The sequence below is a fragment of the Spirosoma luteolum genome (assembly GCF_054778875.1).
The window spans coordinates 793,610-813,846 of sequence record NZ_BAAGZE010000003.1 but is presented as its reverse complement, the minus strand read 5'-3'; the positions used below and the strand labels follow the sequence as shown (position 1 = coordinate 813,846).

At 56.3% G+C, this 20,237-nt stretch carries 16 protein-coding genes; all 16 read left to right on the top strand.

The genetic code is table 11. From position 1 onward, the window contains the following. Window positions 1-2 precede the first annotated feature (2 nt). Complete coding sequence (locus tag ACYVAC_RS06100; protein ID WP_461096711.1) at window positions 3-815, top strand: exonuclease domain-containing protein; 813 nt, start codon at window positions 3-5, stop codon at window positions 813-815. 87 nt (window positions 816-902) lie between these two features. Then, a complete protein-coding gene (nuoK, locus tag ACYVAC_RS06095) occupies window positions 903-1,247 on the top strand; it encodes an NADH-quinone oxidoreductase subunit NuoK (protein ID WP_461096710.1) in 345 nt (114 codons plus the stop codon). A gap of 76 nt (window positions 1,248-1,323) precedes the next feature. After that, window positions 1,324-3,234, top strand: a complete 1,911-nt coding sequence (nuoL, locus tag ACYVAC_RS06090) for an NADH-quinone oxidoreductase subunit L (protein ID WP_461096709.1) — start codon at window positions 1,324-1,326, stop codon at window positions 3,232-3,234. A 45-nt stretch (window positions 3,235-3,279) separates the two neighbouring features. Then, window positions 3,280-4,758, top strand: a complete 1,479-nt coding sequence (locus ACYVAC_RS06085; protein WP_461096708.1) for a complex I subunit 4 family protein — start codon at window positions 3,280-3,282, stop codon at window positions 4,756-4,758. A 78-nt stretch (window positions 4,759-4,836) separates the two neighbouring features. Next, window positions 4,837-6,243 carry an NADH-quinone oxidoreductase subunit N gene (locus tag ACYVAC_RS06080; RefSeq protein ID WP_461096707.1) on the top strand — a complete coding sequence of 469 codons (1,407 nt, stop codon included), beginning with the start codon at window positions 4,837-4,839 and terminating at the stop codon, window positions 6,241-6,243. Window positions 6,244-6,379: 136 nt separating this feature from the next. Next, a complete protein-coding gene (locus ACYVAC_RS06075; protein WP_461096706.1) occupies window positions 6,380-6,862 on the top strand; it encodes a GtrA family protein in 483 nt (160 codons plus the stop codon). Window positions 6,863-7,017: 155 nt separating this feature from the next. Continuing rightward, a complete protein-coding gene (locus ACYVAC_RS06070) occupies window positions 7,018-7,221 on the top strand; it encodes a hypothetical protein (protein WP_461096705.1) in 204 nt (67 codons plus the stop codon). A 68-nt stretch (window positions 7,222-7,289) separates the two neighbouring features. After that, window positions 7,290-7,898: a SprT-like domain-containing protein gene (locus ACYVAC_RS06065; RefSeq protein WP_461096704.1), complete on the top strand. Its 609-nt coding sequence runs from the start codon at window positions 7,290-7,292 to the stop codon at window positions 7,896-7,898. Next, window positions 7,861-11,319 (top strand): type IX secretion system sortase PorU, encoded by a 3,459-nt coding sequence (gene porU / locus ACYVAC_RS06060; protein WP_461096703.1) that lies wholly within the window; start codon window positions 7,861-7,863, stop codon window positions 11,317-11,319. The genes ACYVAC_RS06065 and porU overlap by 38 nt, the downstream gene beginning before the upstream one ends. A 112-nt stretch (window positions 11,320-11,431) precedes the next feature. Beyond that, window positions 11,432-12,631, top strand: coding sequence for a type IX secretion system outer membrane channel protein PorV (gene porV, locus ACYVAC_RS06055; RefSeq protein WP_461096702.1), 1,200 nt, complete (start codon window positions 11,432-11,434; stop codon window positions 12,629-12,631). 187 nt (window positions 12,632-12,818) lie between these two features. Further along, window positions 12,819-14,099, top strand: coding sequence for a M16 family metallopeptidase (locus ACYVAC_RS06050; protein ID WP_461096701.1), 1,281 nt, complete (start codon window positions 12,819-12,821; stop codon window positions 14,097-14,099). A gap of 147 nt (window positions 14,100-14,246) precedes the next feature. Further along, window positions 14,247-14,903, top strand: a complete 657-nt coding sequence (gene plsY / locus ACYVAC_RS06045; protein ID WP_461096700.1) for a glycerol-3-phosphate 1-O-acyltransferase PlsY — start codon at window positions 14,247-14,249, stop codon at window positions 14,901-14,903. Window positions 14,904-15,094: 191 nt separating this feature from the next. Continuing rightward, on the top strand, window positions 15,095-16,456 hold the full coding sequence (locus ACYVAC_RS06040; RefSeq protein WP_461097008.1) for a dipeptidase: 1,362 nt from the start codon (window positions 15,095-15,097) through the stop codon (window positions 16,454-16,456). Window positions 16,457-16,524: 68 nt separating this feature from the next. Continuing rightward, window positions 16,525-17,922 (top strand): DUF1207 domain-containing protein, encoded by a 1,398-nt coding sequence (locus tag ACYVAC_RS06035; RefSeq protein ID WP_461096699.1) that lies wholly within the window; start codon window positions 16,525-16,527, stop codon window positions 17,920-17,922. 76 nt (window positions 17,923-17,998) lie between these two features. Next, the gene (locus tag ACYVAC_RS06030; RefSeq protein ID WP_461096698.1) at window positions 17,999-18,841 is read left to right on the top strand and encodes a sugar phosphate isomerase/epimerase family protein; all 843 of its coding nucleotides are present in this window, start codon (window positions 17,999-18,001) and stop codon (window positions 18,839-18,841) included. 42 nt (window positions 18,842-18,883) lie between these two features. Then, window positions 18,884-20,224: an adenylosuccinate lyase gene (gene purB, locus ACYVAC_RS06025; RefSeq protein ID WP_461096697.1), complete on the top strand. Its 1,341-nt coding sequence runs from the start codon at window positions 18,884-18,886 to the stop codon at window positions 20,222-20,224. The last annotated feature ends 13 nt before the right edge of the window (window positions 20,225-20,237 follow it).

Here is a 20,237-nt window from a genome sequence, read left to right as displayed (position 1 = left end):
CTATGACGCATCAACTCGCTTTACGCAAACCGCTTGCCTTTTTCGACCTCGAGACCACGGGTATCAACACGGCCAAAGACCGGATTATCGACATCTGCATCATCAAGGCGTTGCCTGGTGGCGAGGTGCAGACCAGAAACCAGCGGGTCAATCCGGGCATGCCCATTCCGCTGGAGTCGAGTCTGATCCACGGTATCTACGACGACGATGTAGCCGATGCGCCACCGTTCAAGAGCGTAGCCCGGGGGCTGGCCCAGTTTCTGGAGGGCTGCGATCTGGCGGGTTTCAACTGCAACCGGTTCGATGTACCCCTGCTGGTAGAGGAGTTTCTGCGGGCCAATGTCGATTTCGATGTGAAGAACCGCCGAATGGTAGATGCCCAGCGCATCTTTCACCTCATGGAACCCCGAAATCTGTCGGCAGCGTACCGGTTCTACTGCAATAAAGAACTGGTTGGCGCGCACGGAGCCGAGGCCGACACTGTGGCCACTCTCGAAGTGCTCAACGCGCAGGTGCAGCGTTATCAGGGGATGGTGGCCCGCGCCGACAGCGGCCAGGATCTGGTATTCGAGAACGATATGGACATGCTTCACCAGCTGACCGCCAACCGCAATGTCGATCTGGCGGGCCGGATGGTGCTCAACGAGAAGGGCGAAGAGGTATTCAATTTTGGTAAAAACAAAGGCGTACCCGTTCTTGAGGTTCTGAAAAAGGAGCCTTCCTTTTACGATTGGATGCTGAAGGGCGATTTTACCCTCGACACCAAACGGCGACTGACCGAAATTCGCCTGCGGATGTTCACGCAGGGCAAATAAACGATTGCGCTAATTAGCCCGATCGGCGATCGCCCCGAATATCGAATAATAGTTACCTTTGCGGCACTTTCTATTAACCGGCAAGCCATGCAACCCACGCAGGACGTTCTCATTCCGGAAGTCATTCAGCAAATTCCCCTCACGTATTACCTGATTCTGAGTACGGTGCTGTTCATCATCGGCATCATCGGGGTACTGACCCGGCGCAACGCGATTATCATTTTTATGTCGATCGAGTTGATGCTGAATGCGGTCAACCTGCTGCTCATCGCGTTCTCTTCCTATCGCTCCGACGCGGCCGGACAGGTGTTTGTCTTTTTCATCATGGCCGTGGCCGCAGCCGAAGTATCGGTTGGGCTGGCTATTATTGTCATGATTTACCGTAATACCCGCTCGATCGACGTGGGCCTGCTCAATAAATTGAAGTGGTAATGGAATGATCGGTCCGGGAAAGGCCCCACGGCCGGTCCGCCCCTCATTCACTCAATCGATTCATGTACACCGTCTTATGCAGATAGGATTACTCTGTGCCCTCATCCCGCTCTTGCCGCTGGTGGGCTTCGTACTCAACGGCGTCGGTTTCCGGCGAGTCCCTACCGGGTTGGTGGGTATCATTGCCACGCTGGCCGTTCTGGCGTCGTTTCTGATTGCCATTTCGCTGTTCACCTCCTTTTCGCCCGAAGCCGGTCCGCAGATCGTAACCCTGTTCGACTGGATCAGTGTGGGCGACCTGCGCATCAACTTCTCGTTTCAGATCGATCAGCTCAGTCTGCTGATGTTGCTGGTGGTAACGGGCGTCGGTACGCTGATCCACCTCTACAGCATTGGCTACATGAAGCACGATGAGGGCTTCGGTAAGTTCATGGCGTTTCTGAACCTGTTTATTTTCTTCATGCTGCTGCTGGTGATGGGGTCGAACTACGTCATCATGTTTATCGGCTGGGAAGGTGTAGGGCTTTGTTCGTACCTGCTCATCGGGTTCTGGAACAAAAACGTCAGTTACAACAATGCTGCCCGCAAGGCCTTCGTGATGAACCGCATTGGCGATCTTGGCTTTCTGCTGGGTATCTTCATGCTCATCAACACCTTCGGCACGGTTGAATACGTAGACGTGTTCAAACAGGCAACGAGCCTGCCCATGGGCGATTCGACCATTCTACTGATCACGATTCTGCTCTTTGTAGGCGCAATGGGTAAGTCGGCGCAGGTACCCCTCTACACTTGGCTGCCCGACGCGATGGCGGGGCCGACGCCTGTATCGGCGCTGATTCACGCAGCCACGATGGTAACGGCCGGGATTTATATGGTTGTTCGGTCGAACGTACTCTATACACTGGCTCCGCAGACGCTCGAACTGGTCGGTGTTATCGCGATTATCACTGCCCTGCTGGCTGCGTCGATCGGCTTGCTGCAGAACGATATCAAGAAAGTGCTTGCCTACTCAACCGTGTCGCAGCTGGGCTATATGTTTCTGGGGTTGAGCGCCACGGCCTATACGGCGGGCATGTTCCACGTCATCACCCATGCTTTCTTCAAGGCGCTGCTGTTCCTGGGGGCGGGTAGTGTGATCCACGCCATGTCCGACGAGCAGGATATCCGGAAGATGGGAGGCCTGCGCAAAGCGCTGCCCATTACGTTTATCACCTTTGCCATCGGTACCTGGGCCATTGCGGGGCTGCCGCCCTTTGCCGGATTCTTCTCGAAAGACGAAATTCTGGCGCACGTGTTCGAGCACAACAAGGTACTGTGGGCACTGGGCGTGCTGGGTTCCGGTCTGACATCGTTCTATATGTTCCGCCTGCTGTTTCTGACCTTCTTCGGTGAGTTCCGGGGTACGGAAGAACAAAAACATCACCTGCACGAGTCGCCCATCAGCATGACGCTGCCCCTGATCGTACTGGCCGTGCTGTCGGCCGTAGGGGGTATGCTGAACCTGCCCGGCGGGGGCTGGCTGGGGCATTTCATGGAACCCATTTTTGCCGGTTCGCGGCAGGTTAACCCGGCTGCGTTTGCCGAGGCCACGATCGAGCACAGCACCGAGTATGTGCTGATGGCTGTTTCGGCCGGTGTCGCCCTGCTGGCTCTGATCATAGCGTATGTGATGTACGTAAGCCGTTCGGCAGTGCCCGCTGCCGACTCGGCCGATCGTTCGCTGCCCGAACAGGTCATTTATAACAAGTACTATGTCGATGAGCTGTACGATACCATCATCGTACGGCCTGTCCGGAGCATGGGCGATGCTCTCTATAGCTTCGGCGAGATGGTCATCGATGGCGTTGTCAACGGCACCGCCTGGCTGGTCAGTCAGGGGTCGGGGCAGCTGCGCCGGCTACAGAGCGGCTCCATCGGCTTCTACGTATTTGCCATGGTGCTGAGCATCGTGCTGATTTTTGCCCTCCGCTTTTTCATTCGGTTCTAACGGATCCGGCAGGTACAATGCCTGCCGACCTGTCTTTACACCTATATGCTTACGCTCGCCCTCATTCTTTTTCCTGCACTGGCTGCCTGCCTGTTGTTGCTGACCAACGGCAGCACAACCCGGCAACTGGCTTTTGGCGCTGCCCTGGTCGAAACTGCCCTGGCGGTGTATGCCTTCAGCACGTTTACGCCCGATGCCTCGTCGCAGTTTGGCTTCGACTACGCCTGGATTGCCTCGCTGGGTATTCGGCTGAGCGCCGGTATTGATGGCATCAGTGTGTTGCTGGTGTTGCTGACCGGCATTCTGGTACCCCTGATCGTGCTGTCGACATTCAACCGCAGTTACGACCGGCCCGGTACGTTTTATGCCTTGATGCTGTTTATGCAGGCTGCCCTGATGGGCGTGTTCACCGCCCGCGATGGCTTTCTGTTTTACTTCTTTTTCGAAGCCGCACTGATTCCGATCTATTTTCTGGCCGCTATGTGGGGCGGAGCCAACCGGATCGCCGTCACGTTCAAATTCTTTATCTACACCATCTTCGGTAGCCTGTTCATGTTGCTGGCGCTGGTATACCTCTATTACCAGACGCCTGCCACGACTGGCTCAGCGCACTCGTCGGCCATTGCCGATTTCTACAAGCTGCAGCTGAGCGCGTCGGCGCAGGGTTGGGTGTTCTGGGCGTTCTTTATTGCATTCGCGATTAAAATGCCGGTGTTCCCCTTCCACACCTGGCAGCCTGATACTTACGTTGAGTCGCCGACGCCTGCCACCATGCTGCTGGCCGGTATTATGCTTAAAATGGGGGTTTACGGACTGATCCGGTTTATTCTACCCATTACACCACTGGGCGTCGAAACCTGGGGACAGACGGTGATTATCCTGTCGGTAATTGGCATTCTCTACGGTTCGATTATCGCCATCCGGCAGCGCGATATGAAGCGGCTGATCGCCTATTCGTCGTTCTCGCACGTGGGACTCATGGCAGCCGGTGTTTTCTCGCAAACTGAAACCGGCCTGCAGGGGGCGCTGGTGCAGATGCTGGCTCACGGCATCAACGTGGTTGGCCTGTTCTTCGTGGCCGATATCATTTTCGCCCGCACCGACACCCGGCAGCTCGACCAGCTGGGAGGCATTACCCGTACGACGCCGAAACTGACGGTTTTCTTCATGATCATGATGCTGGGAAGCGTAGCCCTTCCGCTGACCAACGGCTTCATCGGTGAGTTTCTGCTGCTACACGGTGTCTTTACCTATAATCACTACCTGGGCCTGGCGGCTGGTTTCACGATTATCTTCGGGGCTGTCTACCTGCTGCGGATGTTCCAGAAAGTGATGTTTGGCCCAACCACGAGCCGTACGGAAACCTTTAGCGATCTGACCCTGTCGGAAAGCTGGGTGTTTGTGCCCCTGGTCATTCTGGTGTTCTGGATGGGTGTTTACCCGCATACGTTTATGAAAGTTACCGAGCCGGCGGTTGCCAATCTGATGAAATACATCGGTACGACGGCTGTATCCATGAAATAAAGTTGAAGCGGTCTGCGCAGCGCGGCAAGTAGTTGCCTGACTGAAGTGCCGTGATTGACAGACCAAACCTATACATCAATGCTCCCCATCGTTCTCCTGTCGGTTTTTGGTATCGTTCTGTTGTTTCTCGGCTTCATGAAGTCGCGCTCGGTGCTGTTGCCTGCCACCCTGCTCTTTCTGCTGGTGGCAGTTGCTATCAACTTCCTCGACTGGAACCGGACCTATCTGTATTTTAACGATATGCTCCGCACCAACAACCTGTCGATGGTTTTTTCGGCTATTGTGCTGGGATCGGCTTTTCTGGTTGTTGCGCTGTCAGGTACTTTTTCCGACGATGAAGCGTCGCAACCGGCCGAATATTACGCCATTATCCTGTTCTCACTCGTCGGCGCCATCATGATGATCGGGTACGAAAACCTGATCATGCTGTTTGTTGGGGTCGAGATTCTGTCGGTGGCGATGTACGTACTGACAGGGAGCGACAAAAAAAACCTGCGCTCGAACGAAGCCGCGCTCAAATACTTTCTGATGGGGGCATTCTTCACCGGCATCATGCTGTTTGGGATGGCCCTGCTCTACGGCGCAACGGGTTCGTTTACCATTGCCGGCATCGGCAGTTATTCGGCCAATCCGCAGGTAGGCCTGTCGCTGATTTATTACGTCGGGCTGCTGCTGCTGCTGATCGGCTTGCTCTTTAAAGTATCGGCTGCGCCCTTCCATTTCTGGACGCCCGATGTGTATGATGGAGCGCCTACCATTTTTACGGCTTATATGTCGACGGTGGTGAAAACGGCTGGCTTTGCCGCGTTGCTCAAACTGCTGACCGTAGCCTTTGGCGGTGTTTACAGCTTCTGGTGGGTCATTCTGGCCGTTATCACCGCCATTACACTGGTAGCCGGTAACGTAACGGCCGTGTACCAGAACAGCTTTAAACGCATGATGGCCTACTCGAGCATTTCGCACGCCGGCTACCTGCTGATCGGTCTGGCGGCTCTGACTGCGCAGTCGAAGCAGGCCATTGTTTTCTATTCAATGGCGTATTCGGTTGCTACCATCTCGGCCTTCGGCGTATTGCTGCTGGTAGCTCGTCAGCGCAGTCAGCAGACACTGAGCAGCAGTGGCGTCAACACCGAAAGCTTCGATGCGTTTAACGGACTGGCGCGGCAGAACCCGCTGCTGGGTCTGGCCATGGCTACCTCGATGCTCTCTCTGGCAGGCATTCCGCTGACGGCGGGCTTCTGGGGCAAGTTCTATATGTTCTCGACGGCCGTTGAGAAGGGCCAAATCTGGTTACTGGTCGTTGCCGTGCTGATGTCGGCTGTGGGTATCTACTATTACTTTCGGGTTATTATCGCCATGTATTTCCGGGAGGGAGCGACCGAACCCATTCAGGTGGCACCCGTGTACCAGTATGTACTTATTGCGACAACACTGCTGACCATTGGCCTTGGCATTGCACCAGGCCTGCTGCAAGGGCTATTTTAGCAGCCGTTGCCCGGCGGATGGGTGCCATAGGCTCAGTAACGAAGCTGTCGGTCACGCTTTTACGGGTGAATACGTAGTTTTGCGGAGTATTAACCAAAAACGGCAGTTAGCCTAACCTCCTGCCTACGCCAAGCCCGTGAATGTGAGCCAACTCGAAGAACCCAGTGTAAAAGATTACCGGGGGTTTATTTCCTACTTCCTCACGGCTCTGCTCGGGGCATCAATCAACTTTATCAGTCAGATCCTTTACCGGAGCTATGCCGGTATGGACTTCAAGACCAGCGTTCTCTGCGGCTACCTCACGGCCACAGTGCTTACGTTTATCCCGACCAAACGCTACGCGTTTGCGGCTGGCGAAACCGGCAATACCGGTCGTGAGATGATCAAGTACCTGAGTATTGCCCTGGTGGCACTGCTGGTGCAGGTCTACGTATCAAAGTACACGCTTGAGTGGATTGCCAACCCGCTGCTTCCCACACTTCCGATCTGGGCGCGGGAAAAAGGCTCGCACGTGGTAGGAATGGGCATGAGTTTTATGGCCAATTATTTCGGTCACAAGATTCTCACGTTTCGGAGTACGGGCATGTACGATCGCATCCGTCGGGCACCGCGCGACTAGCGGATGCCAGCTTTCAAAACACGGCTTAATCCTATTCAGAATGCGACTATTTCAGGGTTTACGGGCTCTTGGAAAGCGGAAACTGAATTTTGATTGCATTGTTTTAAAAAAAGCTATATTTGCCCCGGAACTTGAAAATACCACCAGAAAAAATCATGAAAAAAGTTATCGCTCTCCTGTTCGTAGGTAGCACGCTTACCTTCGCTGCTTGCCAAAACAAACCGAAAACCGAAGAAACGACCACGACCGAAACGACCACGACTACCATGTCTACGGACACGGCTGCCATGGCTCCGGATTCGGCTACGACGATGACGGTTACGGATTCGGCTACGACCGTTACGGACAGCGCGAAATAAGCGTCTGAGCACCGATCTTCACGCGAAAAAGCCTTATGTTTATAAGGCTTTTTCGCGTTTTTGGCATCTTGACAACTCCATTCGACCTGGTTGTACCAGCGGCAGCAACCACCTACTGCCAGACGCTCTGGCAGACCTACCAGTTTGTTTTTAACGTAAGCCGCCCCCGCCGAACCCGCCTGGGCGATTTCAGCGTACTGCCCAACGGACAAACGCAGATTACGGTCAACGCCGATCTGAGCCCCGAGGCTTTCCTGATTACCTACGTGCATGAGGTAGCCCATGCGCATGTGCATAAGTATGCCAAACGGCGCGTTGCCCCACATGGGCCAGCCTGGCAAAAGGCGTTTCAGCAGTTGATGCAACCCTTACTCCATGAGGGTGTTTTTCCCATGCCAATCCTGCAGCCCCTTCAACTGTATCTGCAAAAACCGGCGGCAACAACAGCAGGCTGTGTGCCACTGATGCTGGCCCTGCAGCAACAGCAGGCTGGCCCCGAAACCCAGATGCCGGCGAACCGGGTGCGGCTAAGTGATCTGGCCGAGGGCGCACCGTTTCTATTCAATAAAAAGACGTTTGTCCGGCGTACGCTGCGCCGAACCCGGGTCGTTTGTAAAGAAGTGTCGACGGGTCGACTATATGCAATACTGGCACATGCGTGGGTGGAAACGATTTAAGCGGAGTGGCTGGTTTGGCTTGCTGTGGCTGGCCAGCTATGGTTTCGCCCTCGGCCAATCGGCCGGACCGGCGGAGTCGGTGCTGCGCACGGGGACATGGCTTAAAATTGGCGTTACCGAATCGGGCGTTTACCAAATCGACCAGGCTACTCTGGCTCGCCTTAGCCCCGCCCTGGCTAGTGCCGACCCCCGTCTGTTGCGGCTGTACGGCAATGGGGGGGGCATGCTTCCCCAGGCCAACAATAGTCTGCGGGTCAGTGATTTGACCGAAAATGCTATTCTGGTTAACGGTGAAACCGACGGTCGGCTCGACCCGGGCGATGCACTGGTTTTTTTTGGGCAGAGCCCACATGTGATCCAGTACGACTCGATCGCTCGCCGGTACACGCACCAGACCAACGTCTACAGCGATACAACGTTCTACTTTCTTACGGTGGGTACAACGGCTGGCCGGCGCGTAATTGACCAGGCAGCCGGGGCCACTGCGGCAACGCCTACCGTCACCACCTTTACCGATTACCAGTTCCACGAACTTGATACGCAGAAGCTGCCTTCGCTGGCGCCAAACCCGTCGCTGCAATCGGGGCGCGAATGGCTCGGCGAATTTATGTCGCTCGACACAACGCTGACAATCACCTTCGACACACCCGGGCTTGTTGCCGGCTCATCCGTACGGATGCGGTTGGGGGCCGTAGCCGGCGCGCGCAGCCCATCGCAGTTCGCAACGCTCATCAACGGGCAGCTGGTGGGTCGGCTGCCCATCCCCACCATCTCGGGCGCCCCCTACGATTTTCAGGCCATCAGCCGCACCGACACATTTCGGCTAGCGGCTGCAGGGGCGGGGAGCTCCGTACGCACCACCGTAACGTTTCAGGCCAATGGGCAGCAGGGCGCACAGGGGTATCTCGATTACCTGGGCGTCGAACTCAAGCGGAGTTTGCTGCAGACCGACCGTTTTTTATGGGTTCGCGGTCTACCGGCCGGACTGGCTGCCGTTGGGAGCGCGAATACAGCCCTGCGCATCTGGAACGTGACGAATCCGCTGGTGCCTGCCGGTCAGGCCTATAACCTGGTCACCAGCGAAGCGCGCTGGCAGGCCAGCCGCCCGGGCGACTACGTGCTGTTTACCGACGCGCAACTGCGTACACCTGTTTCTATACACACCGTTGCTAACCAGAATCTGCGGGCACAGCCTACACCGACGCTGTTGATTGTTACGCCGGCAGCATGGCAGAGCGAAGCCGACAGGCTGGCCGCTTTTCGACGGGCCAACGACGGGTTGGATGTGCTGGTAGTAACTACCCAGCAGGTTTACAATGAGTTTGGCAGCGGTCAGCCTGATCCGACCGCCATTCGCGATGCGGTTCGTTATTACTATCGGAAAGAGCCCGGACGACTGCAGTATGTGCTGCTGATGGGCGACGCCACGTTTGATTACCGCAACATCAAAAAACTTCTGAGTGCAGGTGAATTGGCCAATACGGTGCCGGTTTACGAGAGCCGCGAATCACTGCATACCATTTTCAGCTACTCATCCGACGATTATTTCGGGTTCATGGGCGACAGTGAAGGCGAATGGCCCGAAACCGACTACGGCGACTATAAGCTGGCGCTGGGCATTGGCCGACTGCCGGTAAAGCGTATCGACGAAGCGCGCGCCGTGGTCGATAAACTGATTCGGTACGCCACAGACCGCACCCTTCCCGGCGACTGGCAGACCAAAGTAATGCTGATTGCCGACGATGGTGATTTCAATACGCACATGGCCGATGCCAACGAGCTGGCCACCCAAATCGAAGCCCAGTCGCCGGCCTACCGACCCGAGCGAGCGTTTATGGACGCTTATCCGCAGGATGTAACGGCCAACGGGCAGAAGTCGCCGACGATGAACAGACTGATCAACCAGGCGGTGCAGGATGGGCGGCTAATCATCAACTACAACGGACACGGGGGCGTATCGGGTCTGGCCGATGAGCAGATTGTAACCGATCAGGATATTGTCAACTGGCGTAACCGGCGGATGCCCCTGTTCCTGACCGCTACCTGCCAGTTTGGACGCTACGACGATCCGAGTGTTAACTCAGGCGCCGAACTCGCGCTGTTAAACCAGCAGGGTGGGGCCATTGGGCTCATCACAACCACCCGACCGGTGTATGCCAACACAAACAAGCCCGTTAATCAGGCGTTCTACGAATCGGTTTTTACACCCATCAATGGGCGAATGCCCCGGTTGGGCGATGTGATGCGGTTTACGAAAAACCGAAGTCTGCAGGGACAGATCAACCGCAACTTTGCGCTGCTGGGCGACCCATCGATGCAACTGGCTTACCCGCAGGCGCAGATCATACTGACCCAGATCAACAAGCGTCCGGTATCGGCCAGTCGGATCGATACGTTGCGGGCGTTGCAGCCGGTTGAGCTGGTGGGTGAGGTGCAACAGCAACAGCAACGGCTGGGCACCTTTTCGGGCACGCTTCGGCTGGTCCTCTACGACAAAGCCGTTACCCAGACAACACTCGGCACAGAAAGTGCTAAGATGAGTTACCAGACCTTCGCCAATCCGCTCTATGCCGGTCAGGTGGCGGTGCAGAATGGTACGTTCGTGGCCCGGTTCACCATGCCGAAAGACATCGACTACAGCCGCATTGGCCCGGGCAGGTTATACGCCTACGCTATTCGGACCGACAGTTCGTTGCAGGCGCTGGGCAGTTACGAAGCCATTCGGATAGGCGGAAGTGTGGTTCCCGATACGGTGGATACCACGCCACCGACTGTGCAGATCAGTGTGGTGGGTGGCATACCCGAGGGCGATCAGGTACGGGTAGCCGGCCCGGATATTAGCGTACGGATTCGGCTGCGCGACAATCAGGGCATAACAATTGCCCGGTCTGCACTGGGACACGAACTGACGGCGCAGTTGAGCGGCCAGACACCGGTTATACTCAATGATTTGTATGTGGCAACGGGAACAAACGGGCAGGAAGGGGAGGTGCAGTACACGTTCCGGGCCGTGGCAACCGGTCGGTATAGCCTCCGGGTGAAAGCCTGGGACCTGAGCAATAATTCAGGGGAGGGGGCGTTGGGTTTAATAGTTTCAGAAAAGCCGGCCTTACAGCTTCAGGCAATTCAGGTAACGCCTAACCCAATTACCACACCGGCTGTGCTGACGGCCTCCCACAACCGAACGGGCGAGTCGCTCGACTGGGAGTTGGGCATCTACGACCTGACCGGGCGGCTGATGCATCGGCAAACCGGGGCCTGCAGTACCTGTTCCGAATCGGTAGCTGTGGGTAGCTGGGACGGCACTACCGACGCAGGCAGTGTCGCTACGAACGGGCTGTACGTTTATCGGCTACAGCTGCATGCTGTCAGCGACGGCTCGGTTGTCAGTCAGGGCGGGCGCCTGGTGCTGCTTCGCTAACAGGAGTTTATCAATAAGCTGTTTTTCTAATCTAACGAATCCTCGTACTTTTGGCCGTTCAGGGCTGCCTCATTCACTATCGGCAGTCGCTGTTGCTATCAACACATTCTGTATGAAGCGCAAATTTTTTCGTGTTCTACTGGGCGTTTGCAGTCCTGCTTTTCTGATCGCCACGGCTCAGGCACAAGTTAACCTCGCCGGACAAACGCTAAACGTTCCGACCGCTTCCGTTCCATTTCTGAACTTCACGCCCGATGCCCGCTCGGGTGGTCTGGGCGAGGCCGGGGTTGCCCTGGGCGATGCCGATGCCAACGCGATTTTCTGGAACCCCTCCAAGCTGGTGTTTGCCAAGCAGAGTAAAGGCGCTACCATTTCGTACACCCCCTGGCTGCGCGACCTGATCGGGGATATGTACTATACCAACCTGAGTGGCTACTCCAAAGTCGGCAAGAACGCCGTTCTCGGGGGCTCGCTGCTGTACTTCGACCTCGGTACCGTCAACTTTACTACGGCCAACGGTACGCAGGCCGGTACGTTCAACTCGCGGGAATATGCCGTTACGGCGTCGTACTCGCAGCGCCTGTCGCAAAACTTTTCGCTGGGCGTCAACCTGAAATACCTCAACTCGAGTCTGGCATCGGGTGCGTCGGCCTACGGGCTGAAACCGGCCGGTACAGCTGCTGCCGACATCAGTGCTTTCTACCGCAACGAAGTTCGCGATAACTCGACCGGTAAAGGGCTGGGCTGGGCGTTTGGCGGTATGATCTCCAACCTCGGTGGCCGGCTTAACTACGGTGGGCAGGAGCGGTACTTCATTCCCACCAACCTGCGGCTCGGAACAACCGTTACGTACTTCAGCGACCAGTACAACAAATTCAATTTCCTGGTCGATGCCAACAAGCTGATGGTACCAACGCCCAACATCCAGACTGTTAATGGCCAGCAGGTGAACGTAAACGCGAACAAAAACTATTTCAGTGCTGTGTTTGGCTCGTTTGCCGATGCGCCGGGTGGTTTCAGCGAAGAACTGAAAGAGTTTACCATCTCGACTGGTATCGAATACTGGTACAACGATCAGTTTGCTGTTCGGGCTGGCTATTTCAATGAATCGAACATCAAGGGTGGGCGTAAGTACGTGACTACCGGCCTGGGCCTGCGCGTACAGCAACGCTTTGGGGTCGATTTTTCGTACCTGCTCCCCGTAAAGCAGGGTAACCCCCTCGCCAATACCTTCCGTCTGTCGCTGGTACTGAACTTCCAGGGTGGCAGTGTTGGCGGGTCAGACACAGACGACAGCGAGTTCAGTAACTAAGCTATCAATACCCCATTCGGTCAATTGGGTAAATGAGCTGTAGATCGCCCGGCGGTCGACCCTCGTTTACCCAATTGCCATATCAGGTCTACTGCATTCATTGCCGGCGGGCCCTGCACCGGGCGTTTCGACTGAAACCAGTCTCCGGTCTTACGTAAGCTGTTCATATTTGCCGCCAAACTAAGCTATGATTCTCGACAGAACGCTGCCCCCTTCGTTTCAAACCATACAGGATGTTCGGCTTCCGGCACTCGAAGCCCACACGCTCGACAATGGCATTCCGCTTCACCTGATCAGTGTACCGCACCAGCCGGTGCTCCGGCTCGAATGCATTTTCGACGCCGGCACGTGGCAGGAAGCAGTGCCAGCCTCCGCTTTTTTTGCCATGAAAATGCTGAGTGAAGGCACGCCCGGCCGCTCGTCGGCACAGATCAGTGAGTACTTCGATCAGTACGGGGCATTTCTGGAACTGAACAGCGGGCCCGACCGGTCGAGCGTCGTGATCTACTGCCTGACCCGGTTTCTGCCGCAGGTACTGCCCCTGTTGCGCGAACTGATGACCGAACCCACTTTTCCGGGTAAAGAACTCGACGACCTGCGTAACATTACCTTGCAGAACCTCCGGATCAGCTACGAGAAAAACGCGTACGTGGCGGGCGTGCTTTTTCGGGAGAAACTGTACGGCGCTACGCATCCCTACGGCCGTAGCCAGCGCCCCGAGGCCGTAGAACAGCTGGGTCGGGAGGATGTGGTTAATTTTTACCAGCAGTCGATTCAGGGGCGTCCGTTTCGGATGCTGCTGGCCGGGCAGGCATCGCTTGGCGAGGTCGAACACATCAATGCGGTTTTCGGACAGTTGCCCCTCCGTGCCGATTCGACAGTTGATCCGGTCATTCCTGCGCTGCCAACGGATCTGTCGCCGGTGCTGGCCGAGAAGACCGATAGCATCCAGTCGTCGATCCGCGTAGGGCGCCGGCTGTTTACCCGCGCCCACCCCGACTTTTTCCGAATGCTCGTAACGAATGAAATTCTGGGCGGCTACTTCGGCTCGCGCCTGATGAAAAACATTCGGGAGGAGAAAGGATTCACCTACGGTATTTCCGCCAATATGCCATCACTCCGGCGCGATGGGTACTACCTGATTGGTACCGACGTGAATAAGGAGAACACGCAGCAAACGCTCGACGAGATTCGAAAGGAAATTCATATCCTGCAGACTACGCCGGTCGAGGCCGACGAACTCAGTACCGTTAAGAATTTTATGGCGGGTGAATTTGTGGGGTCGCTCAATACTCCCTTTGAGATTGCCGATCGCTACAAGGTGATTTTGCTGGATGGTTTGCCCGCTGATTTTCTGGAAACGTACATTCAGCATATCCGGTCGGTGACACCCGACGAGATCCAGGCAATGGCGCAGCGATACCTGGGCGACGATCAGTTGCAGGAGGTCGTTGTCGGTGGAAAATAGATACTAAAAGGGCCATACGATAATCTGATAAAGCCTACATAGTGAGTATAGTTGGCAGATGCCGGTTAAAGCCGTACTTTTATTGGCTATTAGCCGGTTTGTCCTGACAATCGGTTGATACAGCACCAGCTAACGACCTGAAAAACTATGAATGTCTTACTCATTATTGCTACGACTATACTGGCTTATCTGCTGGGATCTATCCCAACGGCAGTCTGGTACGGGTCGGGCTTTTTTGGTATCGATATCCGACAGCACGGCAGCGGTAATGCCGGTGCAACCAATACCTTCCGGGTATTGGGCAAACGGGCTGGTACGATCGTTATGCTGGTCGATGTGCTGAAAGGCTACACGGCCGCTATTCTCTCATCGCTGCTCTGGTATGCCGACGTTATTACAGACGGTGAGATTCTGACCTTCGAGATCGTCTTCGGCATTGTAGCGGTTATCGGTCACCTCTATCCCATTTTTGCCAACTTCCGGGGTGGCAAAGGAGTAGCCACGCTGCTGGGCATGGTACTGGCCATTCATCCAGAGATGGCACTGGTCTGCATCGGTATATTCCTGCTCGTGGTCATCGCGTCGCAGTACGTTTCGCTGGGGTCTATCCTGGCCGCGCTGGCCTTTCCGGTCCTGCTGCTGTTGCAGATATTCGGTCAGAAGGAAAGCCCGCTGCTCATCGTGTTTGGCTTCGCCATGTTCCTGATGGTTGTTTACACGCATCAGAAAAATATCGGCCGCTTGCTGCGCGGTCAGGAAAACCGCACCGTGTTGATTCGGCTGCGCCGGAAGCGAACCCCGTAATCGGCTACGTCGCCCGGTGTGGCGCATTGGCTAAGAATATGCCGGGCCTGTAGCGGCCCGCTCAACCAGACGTCCCGTCGTTACGCGAAAGTGCGTACCTTCGGGACGAACTTTTTTAGCGCCATCGGAGCCGGTCTGTACTAACCTGACCTGGTTTGCCGGAGGCTGTTCACCAACGAATGCTGCTATTCATGACGACTTACCTCGACGACAACAAACAACGCTTTCTGGGCGAACTGCTTGAACTGCTGCGTATTCCTTCTGTCTCGGCCGATTCGGCTTTTAGTGGGGACGTACGCCGGGCGGCCGAATTTGTCCGTGATAAACTGAGTGCGGCCGGACTCGACAAGGCTCAACTGTTCGAAACGGCCGGTCACCCGATCGTGTACGCCGAAAAAATCGTTGACCCGGCCCGGCCTACGGTGCTGGTGTATGGGCACTACGATGTGCAGCCCGCCGATCCGTACGAGCTCTGGCACACACCCCCGTTCGAGCCAACCATCCGCAACGAGCGCATTTACGCCCGGGGCGCCTGCGACGACAAAGGCCAGTTCTATATGCACGTCAAAGCCATCGAAATGATGCTGGCTACCGATGGGCTGCCCTGTAACGTGAAAGTAATGATCGAGGGCGAGGAAGAAGTCGGCTCCGATCACCTAGGCACGTTTGTGGCCGAACACCGCGCTATGCTCAAAGCCGACGTGATTCTGATTTCGGACACCAGCATTATCTCGAACGAAACACCCTCGCTCGAAACGGGGCTGCGCGGGCTGTCGTACGTCGAAGTAGAGGTAACGGGGCCTAACCGCGACCTGCACTCGGGCGTTTACGGCGGGGGCGTTCTCAACCCGGTCAATGCGCTTTGTGCCATGATTGCGTCCCTGCATGATGAGCAGGGGCGCATTACCATTCCCGGCTTTTACGACAGCGTGGCCGACCTGAGCGACGCCGAACGGGCCGAACTGGCCAAAGCACCCTTCAGCCTCGACGATTATAAACAGGATCTGGGTATTGCCGATGTAGCGGGCGAGGCCGGCTACTCGACCAATGAACGCACATCGATCCGCCCGACTCTCGACGTCAACGGCATCTGGGGCGGCTATATCGGCGAGGGTGCTAAAACCGTGTTGCCCTCCAAAGCGTCGGCCAAGATTAGCATGCGGCTGGTGCCGAACCAGACGCCCGATGAAATCACGGCCCTGTTCAGCAATCATTTCAAGTCGATTGCGCCCGCTGGCGTTACGGTTGAGGTACGGCCCCACCACGGCGGCTTCCCCTACGTGACACCCGTCGATTCGGTGGAGTTTGAAGCTGCCAGCAAAGCCTTTGAAGACGCGTGGGGTAAAAAGCCGATCCCGACACGGGGTGGGGGCAGTATTCCCATTGTGGCCCTGTTTGAAAAAGAACTCGGTATCAAGTCGATTCTGATGGGCTTCGGGCTGGATAGCGATGCCCTGCATTCGCCCAACGAAAGCTACGGGCTTTTCAATTACTATAAGGGTATCGAAACGATCCCATACTTTTTCCGCAACTACGCGGCCATGAAAGCGTAAGTGTTTGCCGGGTCTTCGGTCGGGTGCTCCGCCAGCGGGCATCCGATCATGGGCTCAAATCAATTCCTATGAAAAAAGCTTTATATACTTTGTTCGCGCTGGTTCAGGTAGCTACGGTGGCCGTAGCCCAACAGCCTAAAACCACCGCCCCCGCTGCCCGTACGCTGACGCCCGCCGAACAGAAGCAGAAGGAAAAGATTGAGCGCGAAGTACAGCGCGAGCGGCAGATTCGGGCCGAGTGGGCGCAGAAACAGCGCGAATACGAACTGAAACAGGCCGAAAAGGAACGGCAGAAACAGGCCAAAAAAGCCGCTAAGGAAGGCGCGGTTGTAAGTCCCCGTACGGCCCCCGAGCCAGCGCCACAGCCCACTACGCCCGCACCGGCAGCCGCAACGCCGTCACCGGTAGCACCGGCCCCGGTAGCACCGGCCCCGGTAGCCCCCGGTCCGTCGCGTCGGGAAGAGCGCGAACGACGGAAACGCGAGAAAGAAGCTGCTGCCCCCGCACCTGTGCCGGCTCCTGTGCCGGTCTCACCCCCCGCGGTCATGCCCGAACCGGTTACGGCTCCGGCGCCCGTCCGGGAAAAGCGTGTTCGGGAAAAAAAGCCCAGACCCGCACCCGTTGCTGCGACCGATTCGCTGGGTAATGTACTGGCAACTGATGCTACGTCCAGTGTGGTGCGTGGCCGGCGCGAGTTTTTGCCCAAAGGTCACCTGTTCGAGCCCATTCTGCTCGACCCGCTGGAGTCGCAGGTTTACGGCAGCGTGTTGCCCTCATACTACATCAATGGCGAGCGTTATGTTGGCAGCATTGTGCCCTTTGCCTTTGGTTTCAACAAGCCTTTTTACCGCCACACCTCAGAGCCGGGCCGGTCGGAAGAGATTGTGCTCGATGCAGGGTCGTTTACGCAGTTCGAAGTGTATTTCGATCAGGTGAAGCGTAGCCAGCGCCGGCAGATCATGAACACCGATTACAAGGTGAGCATTCAGTACAACCTGCGCCGGGGCGATAATAATTACCGGTTCCGGCTGTACCACCTCTCATCGCACCTGGGCGACGATTACCTGTTCCGTAATTCAATTACCGCTCCGTCGCCTAACTCGGTCAACTATGAGCTCATCGACGCGACCTACTCCCGCACCGTGCGCGACTGGCGCGTTTATGGCGGGCTGGGCATTGGGCTGCGTAAATCGGAAGAGCGCAAACGGCTAAGTGCCCAACTGGGGGCTTTCTATAAAAAGCCTTCGTTAAAGGCAGCCCGGCTCGTGGGCGGTGTCGACGTAAAGTTCTGGCAGCAAACCGATTTCCGTCCCGGCATCCACGGCGCTATTGGCGTCGAGGTGGGACGCACGGCCAACAACCTGACCTTTCTGGCCGAAACCTATTCGGGGTTCCGGCCATACAGCCAGTTTGAAAATCAAAACGTTTTCTGGCTGGGCGTTGGGGTTTACCTGAACCCCTTCTGATTAGAAACCGCCAGTCTGTGCCTTACAGCCACACGGGGATTATTCCCGTGTGGCTTTTTTTATTGGACGAAACAGTATGAAACGTCTGGCTTTGATGGCCCTGCTGGGGCTGCTGACTACCCACCTGCACGCACAACCGTTTGGGAAGCTGGTGCGCAAAACACCGGGCGTTGTGTCGTACACGTTCCGCGACAGCTTCGGCAAGGATGTGCCGGCCACGCTCGATAAGATCAAAGGCATGGGCCTGACCGACATCGAACTGTCGAACCTGTTTGGGCAGACGGCCCCGGCCATGCGCACGCTGCTCGATCAGCGCGGTATGCGGTGCAGCAGCTACGGCGTCAACTACGACGACATCGTTCAGAAACCCGATTCGGTACTGATGCGGGCAAAGGCGCTGGGCGCGCAGTACGTACGGGTTGCCTGGATTCCGCACGAAGGCGATTTATCCGTCGAGCGGGCCGATCAGGCCATCCGCGATTTCAACACGTTCGGGCAGCGAGCCAAAGCGCAGGGGCTGATGTTCTGCTACCACAACCATGGCTACGAGTTTCACCCGTATCAGCATGGTACCCTCTTCGACTACATAGTAGCGCAGACTAATCCAGACTATGTAAATTTTGAGATGGACATTGCCTGGACGTACCTGCCCGGTCAGAATCCGGCGGCATTGCTGGCCAAATACCCGAAGCGTTTCCGGCTGATGCACCTCAAAGACGTGAAAAAAGGCGTGGCCGGTAACGACAAGGGCAAGCTGGCCCCCGAAAACTCGATTGTTCTCGGCACAGGGCAGCTCGACATGCCGGCTATTCTGAAAGCGGCCCGGGCGGCTGGTGTCGACCACTTGTATATCGAAGACGAGAGCCCGGCCGCCGATACGCAGGTGCCGCAGAGTATTACCTATTTACGGCAGTTGTAGGCCAGCTTTCCGTACCTTTGCGGCTTGTTTACATCCCCGTCCATGGACTTATCAGCACTTACTGCCATTTCGCCGGTCGATGGCCGCTACCGCCGTCAGGTAGAGGCCCTGGCGCCGTACTTCTCCGAATTTGGTCTGATTCACTACCGGGTTCGCATCGAGATTGAGTATTTCATTGCGCTGTGCGAATGGCCGGTGCCGCAGCTGGCCGGTGTCACGCCCGACCTGTTTCCTGGCCTGCGGGCGCTTTACGAGCAGTTTTCAGAAGCCGATGCACTCCGCATCAAGGAAATCGAGAAAACGACCAACCACGACGTTAAAGCGGTCGAGTATTTTATCAAGGAGAAACTGGAGGGGTCGCCGGTGGCGCCTTTTCTCGAGTTTGTTCACTTCGGCCTGACATCGCAGGATATCAACAACACGGCTATTCCGCTTTTGCTGAGCGATGCCCTCGATACCGAAATCGAACCGCTTTACCGCGAGGTCTACGTGCGGCTGCAGGAACTGGCGGCCCAATGGGATGATGTGCCCATGCTGGCCCGTACGCACGGACAGCCGGCATCGCCCACGCGTCTGGGCAAAGAAATCCGGGTGTTTGTCGAACGGATCGAGAAACAGCTTCAGCTGCTGGCCGAGGTGCCTACCACCGCGAAGTTTGGCGGGGCAACCGGTAATTTCAACGCGCATGCCGTGGCTTACCCACACGAAGACTGGAAAGCCTTCGGTGATCAGTTTGTTGAGCGGCTGGGTATGATTCGGAGTCAGTTTACGACCCAGATCGAACACTACGACATGCTGGCCGCCCTGCTCGATGCCTACAAACGGCTTAACACGATCCTGATCGACCTTGACCGGGATGTGTGGACGTACGTGTCGATGAATTACTTCAAGCAGAAGCTGAAAGCGGGCGAAGTAGGCTCGTCGGCAATGCCGCATAAGGTCAACCCGATCGATTTCGAGAATTCAGAAGGGAATCTGGGTATCGCCAACGCGCTGTTTGAGCATTTGTCGGCCAAACTACCCATATCGCGACTCCAGCGCGACCTGACTGACTCAACGGTACTGCGCAGCATTGGCGTGCCGTTTGCCCATTCGGTTATTGCCTTACGATCGATGCTGAAAGGCCTCAGCAAGCTGGAATTGAACAAAGCAGCTATCGACGCCGATCTTGAAGACAACTGGGCCGTGGTAGCTGAAGGCATTCAGACAATCCTGCGTCGGGAGGGCTATCCCAAACCCTACGAAGCCCTGAAAGCGCTGACCCGTACGAACGAAAAAATAACGGCTGCAACCATTCAGACATTCATTCAGGAACTGAACGTGTCGGAAGCGGTGAAAGCCGAACTGCGCGCTATCACGCCATTTACATACACGGGCATGTAAGCGGTAGTCGGTT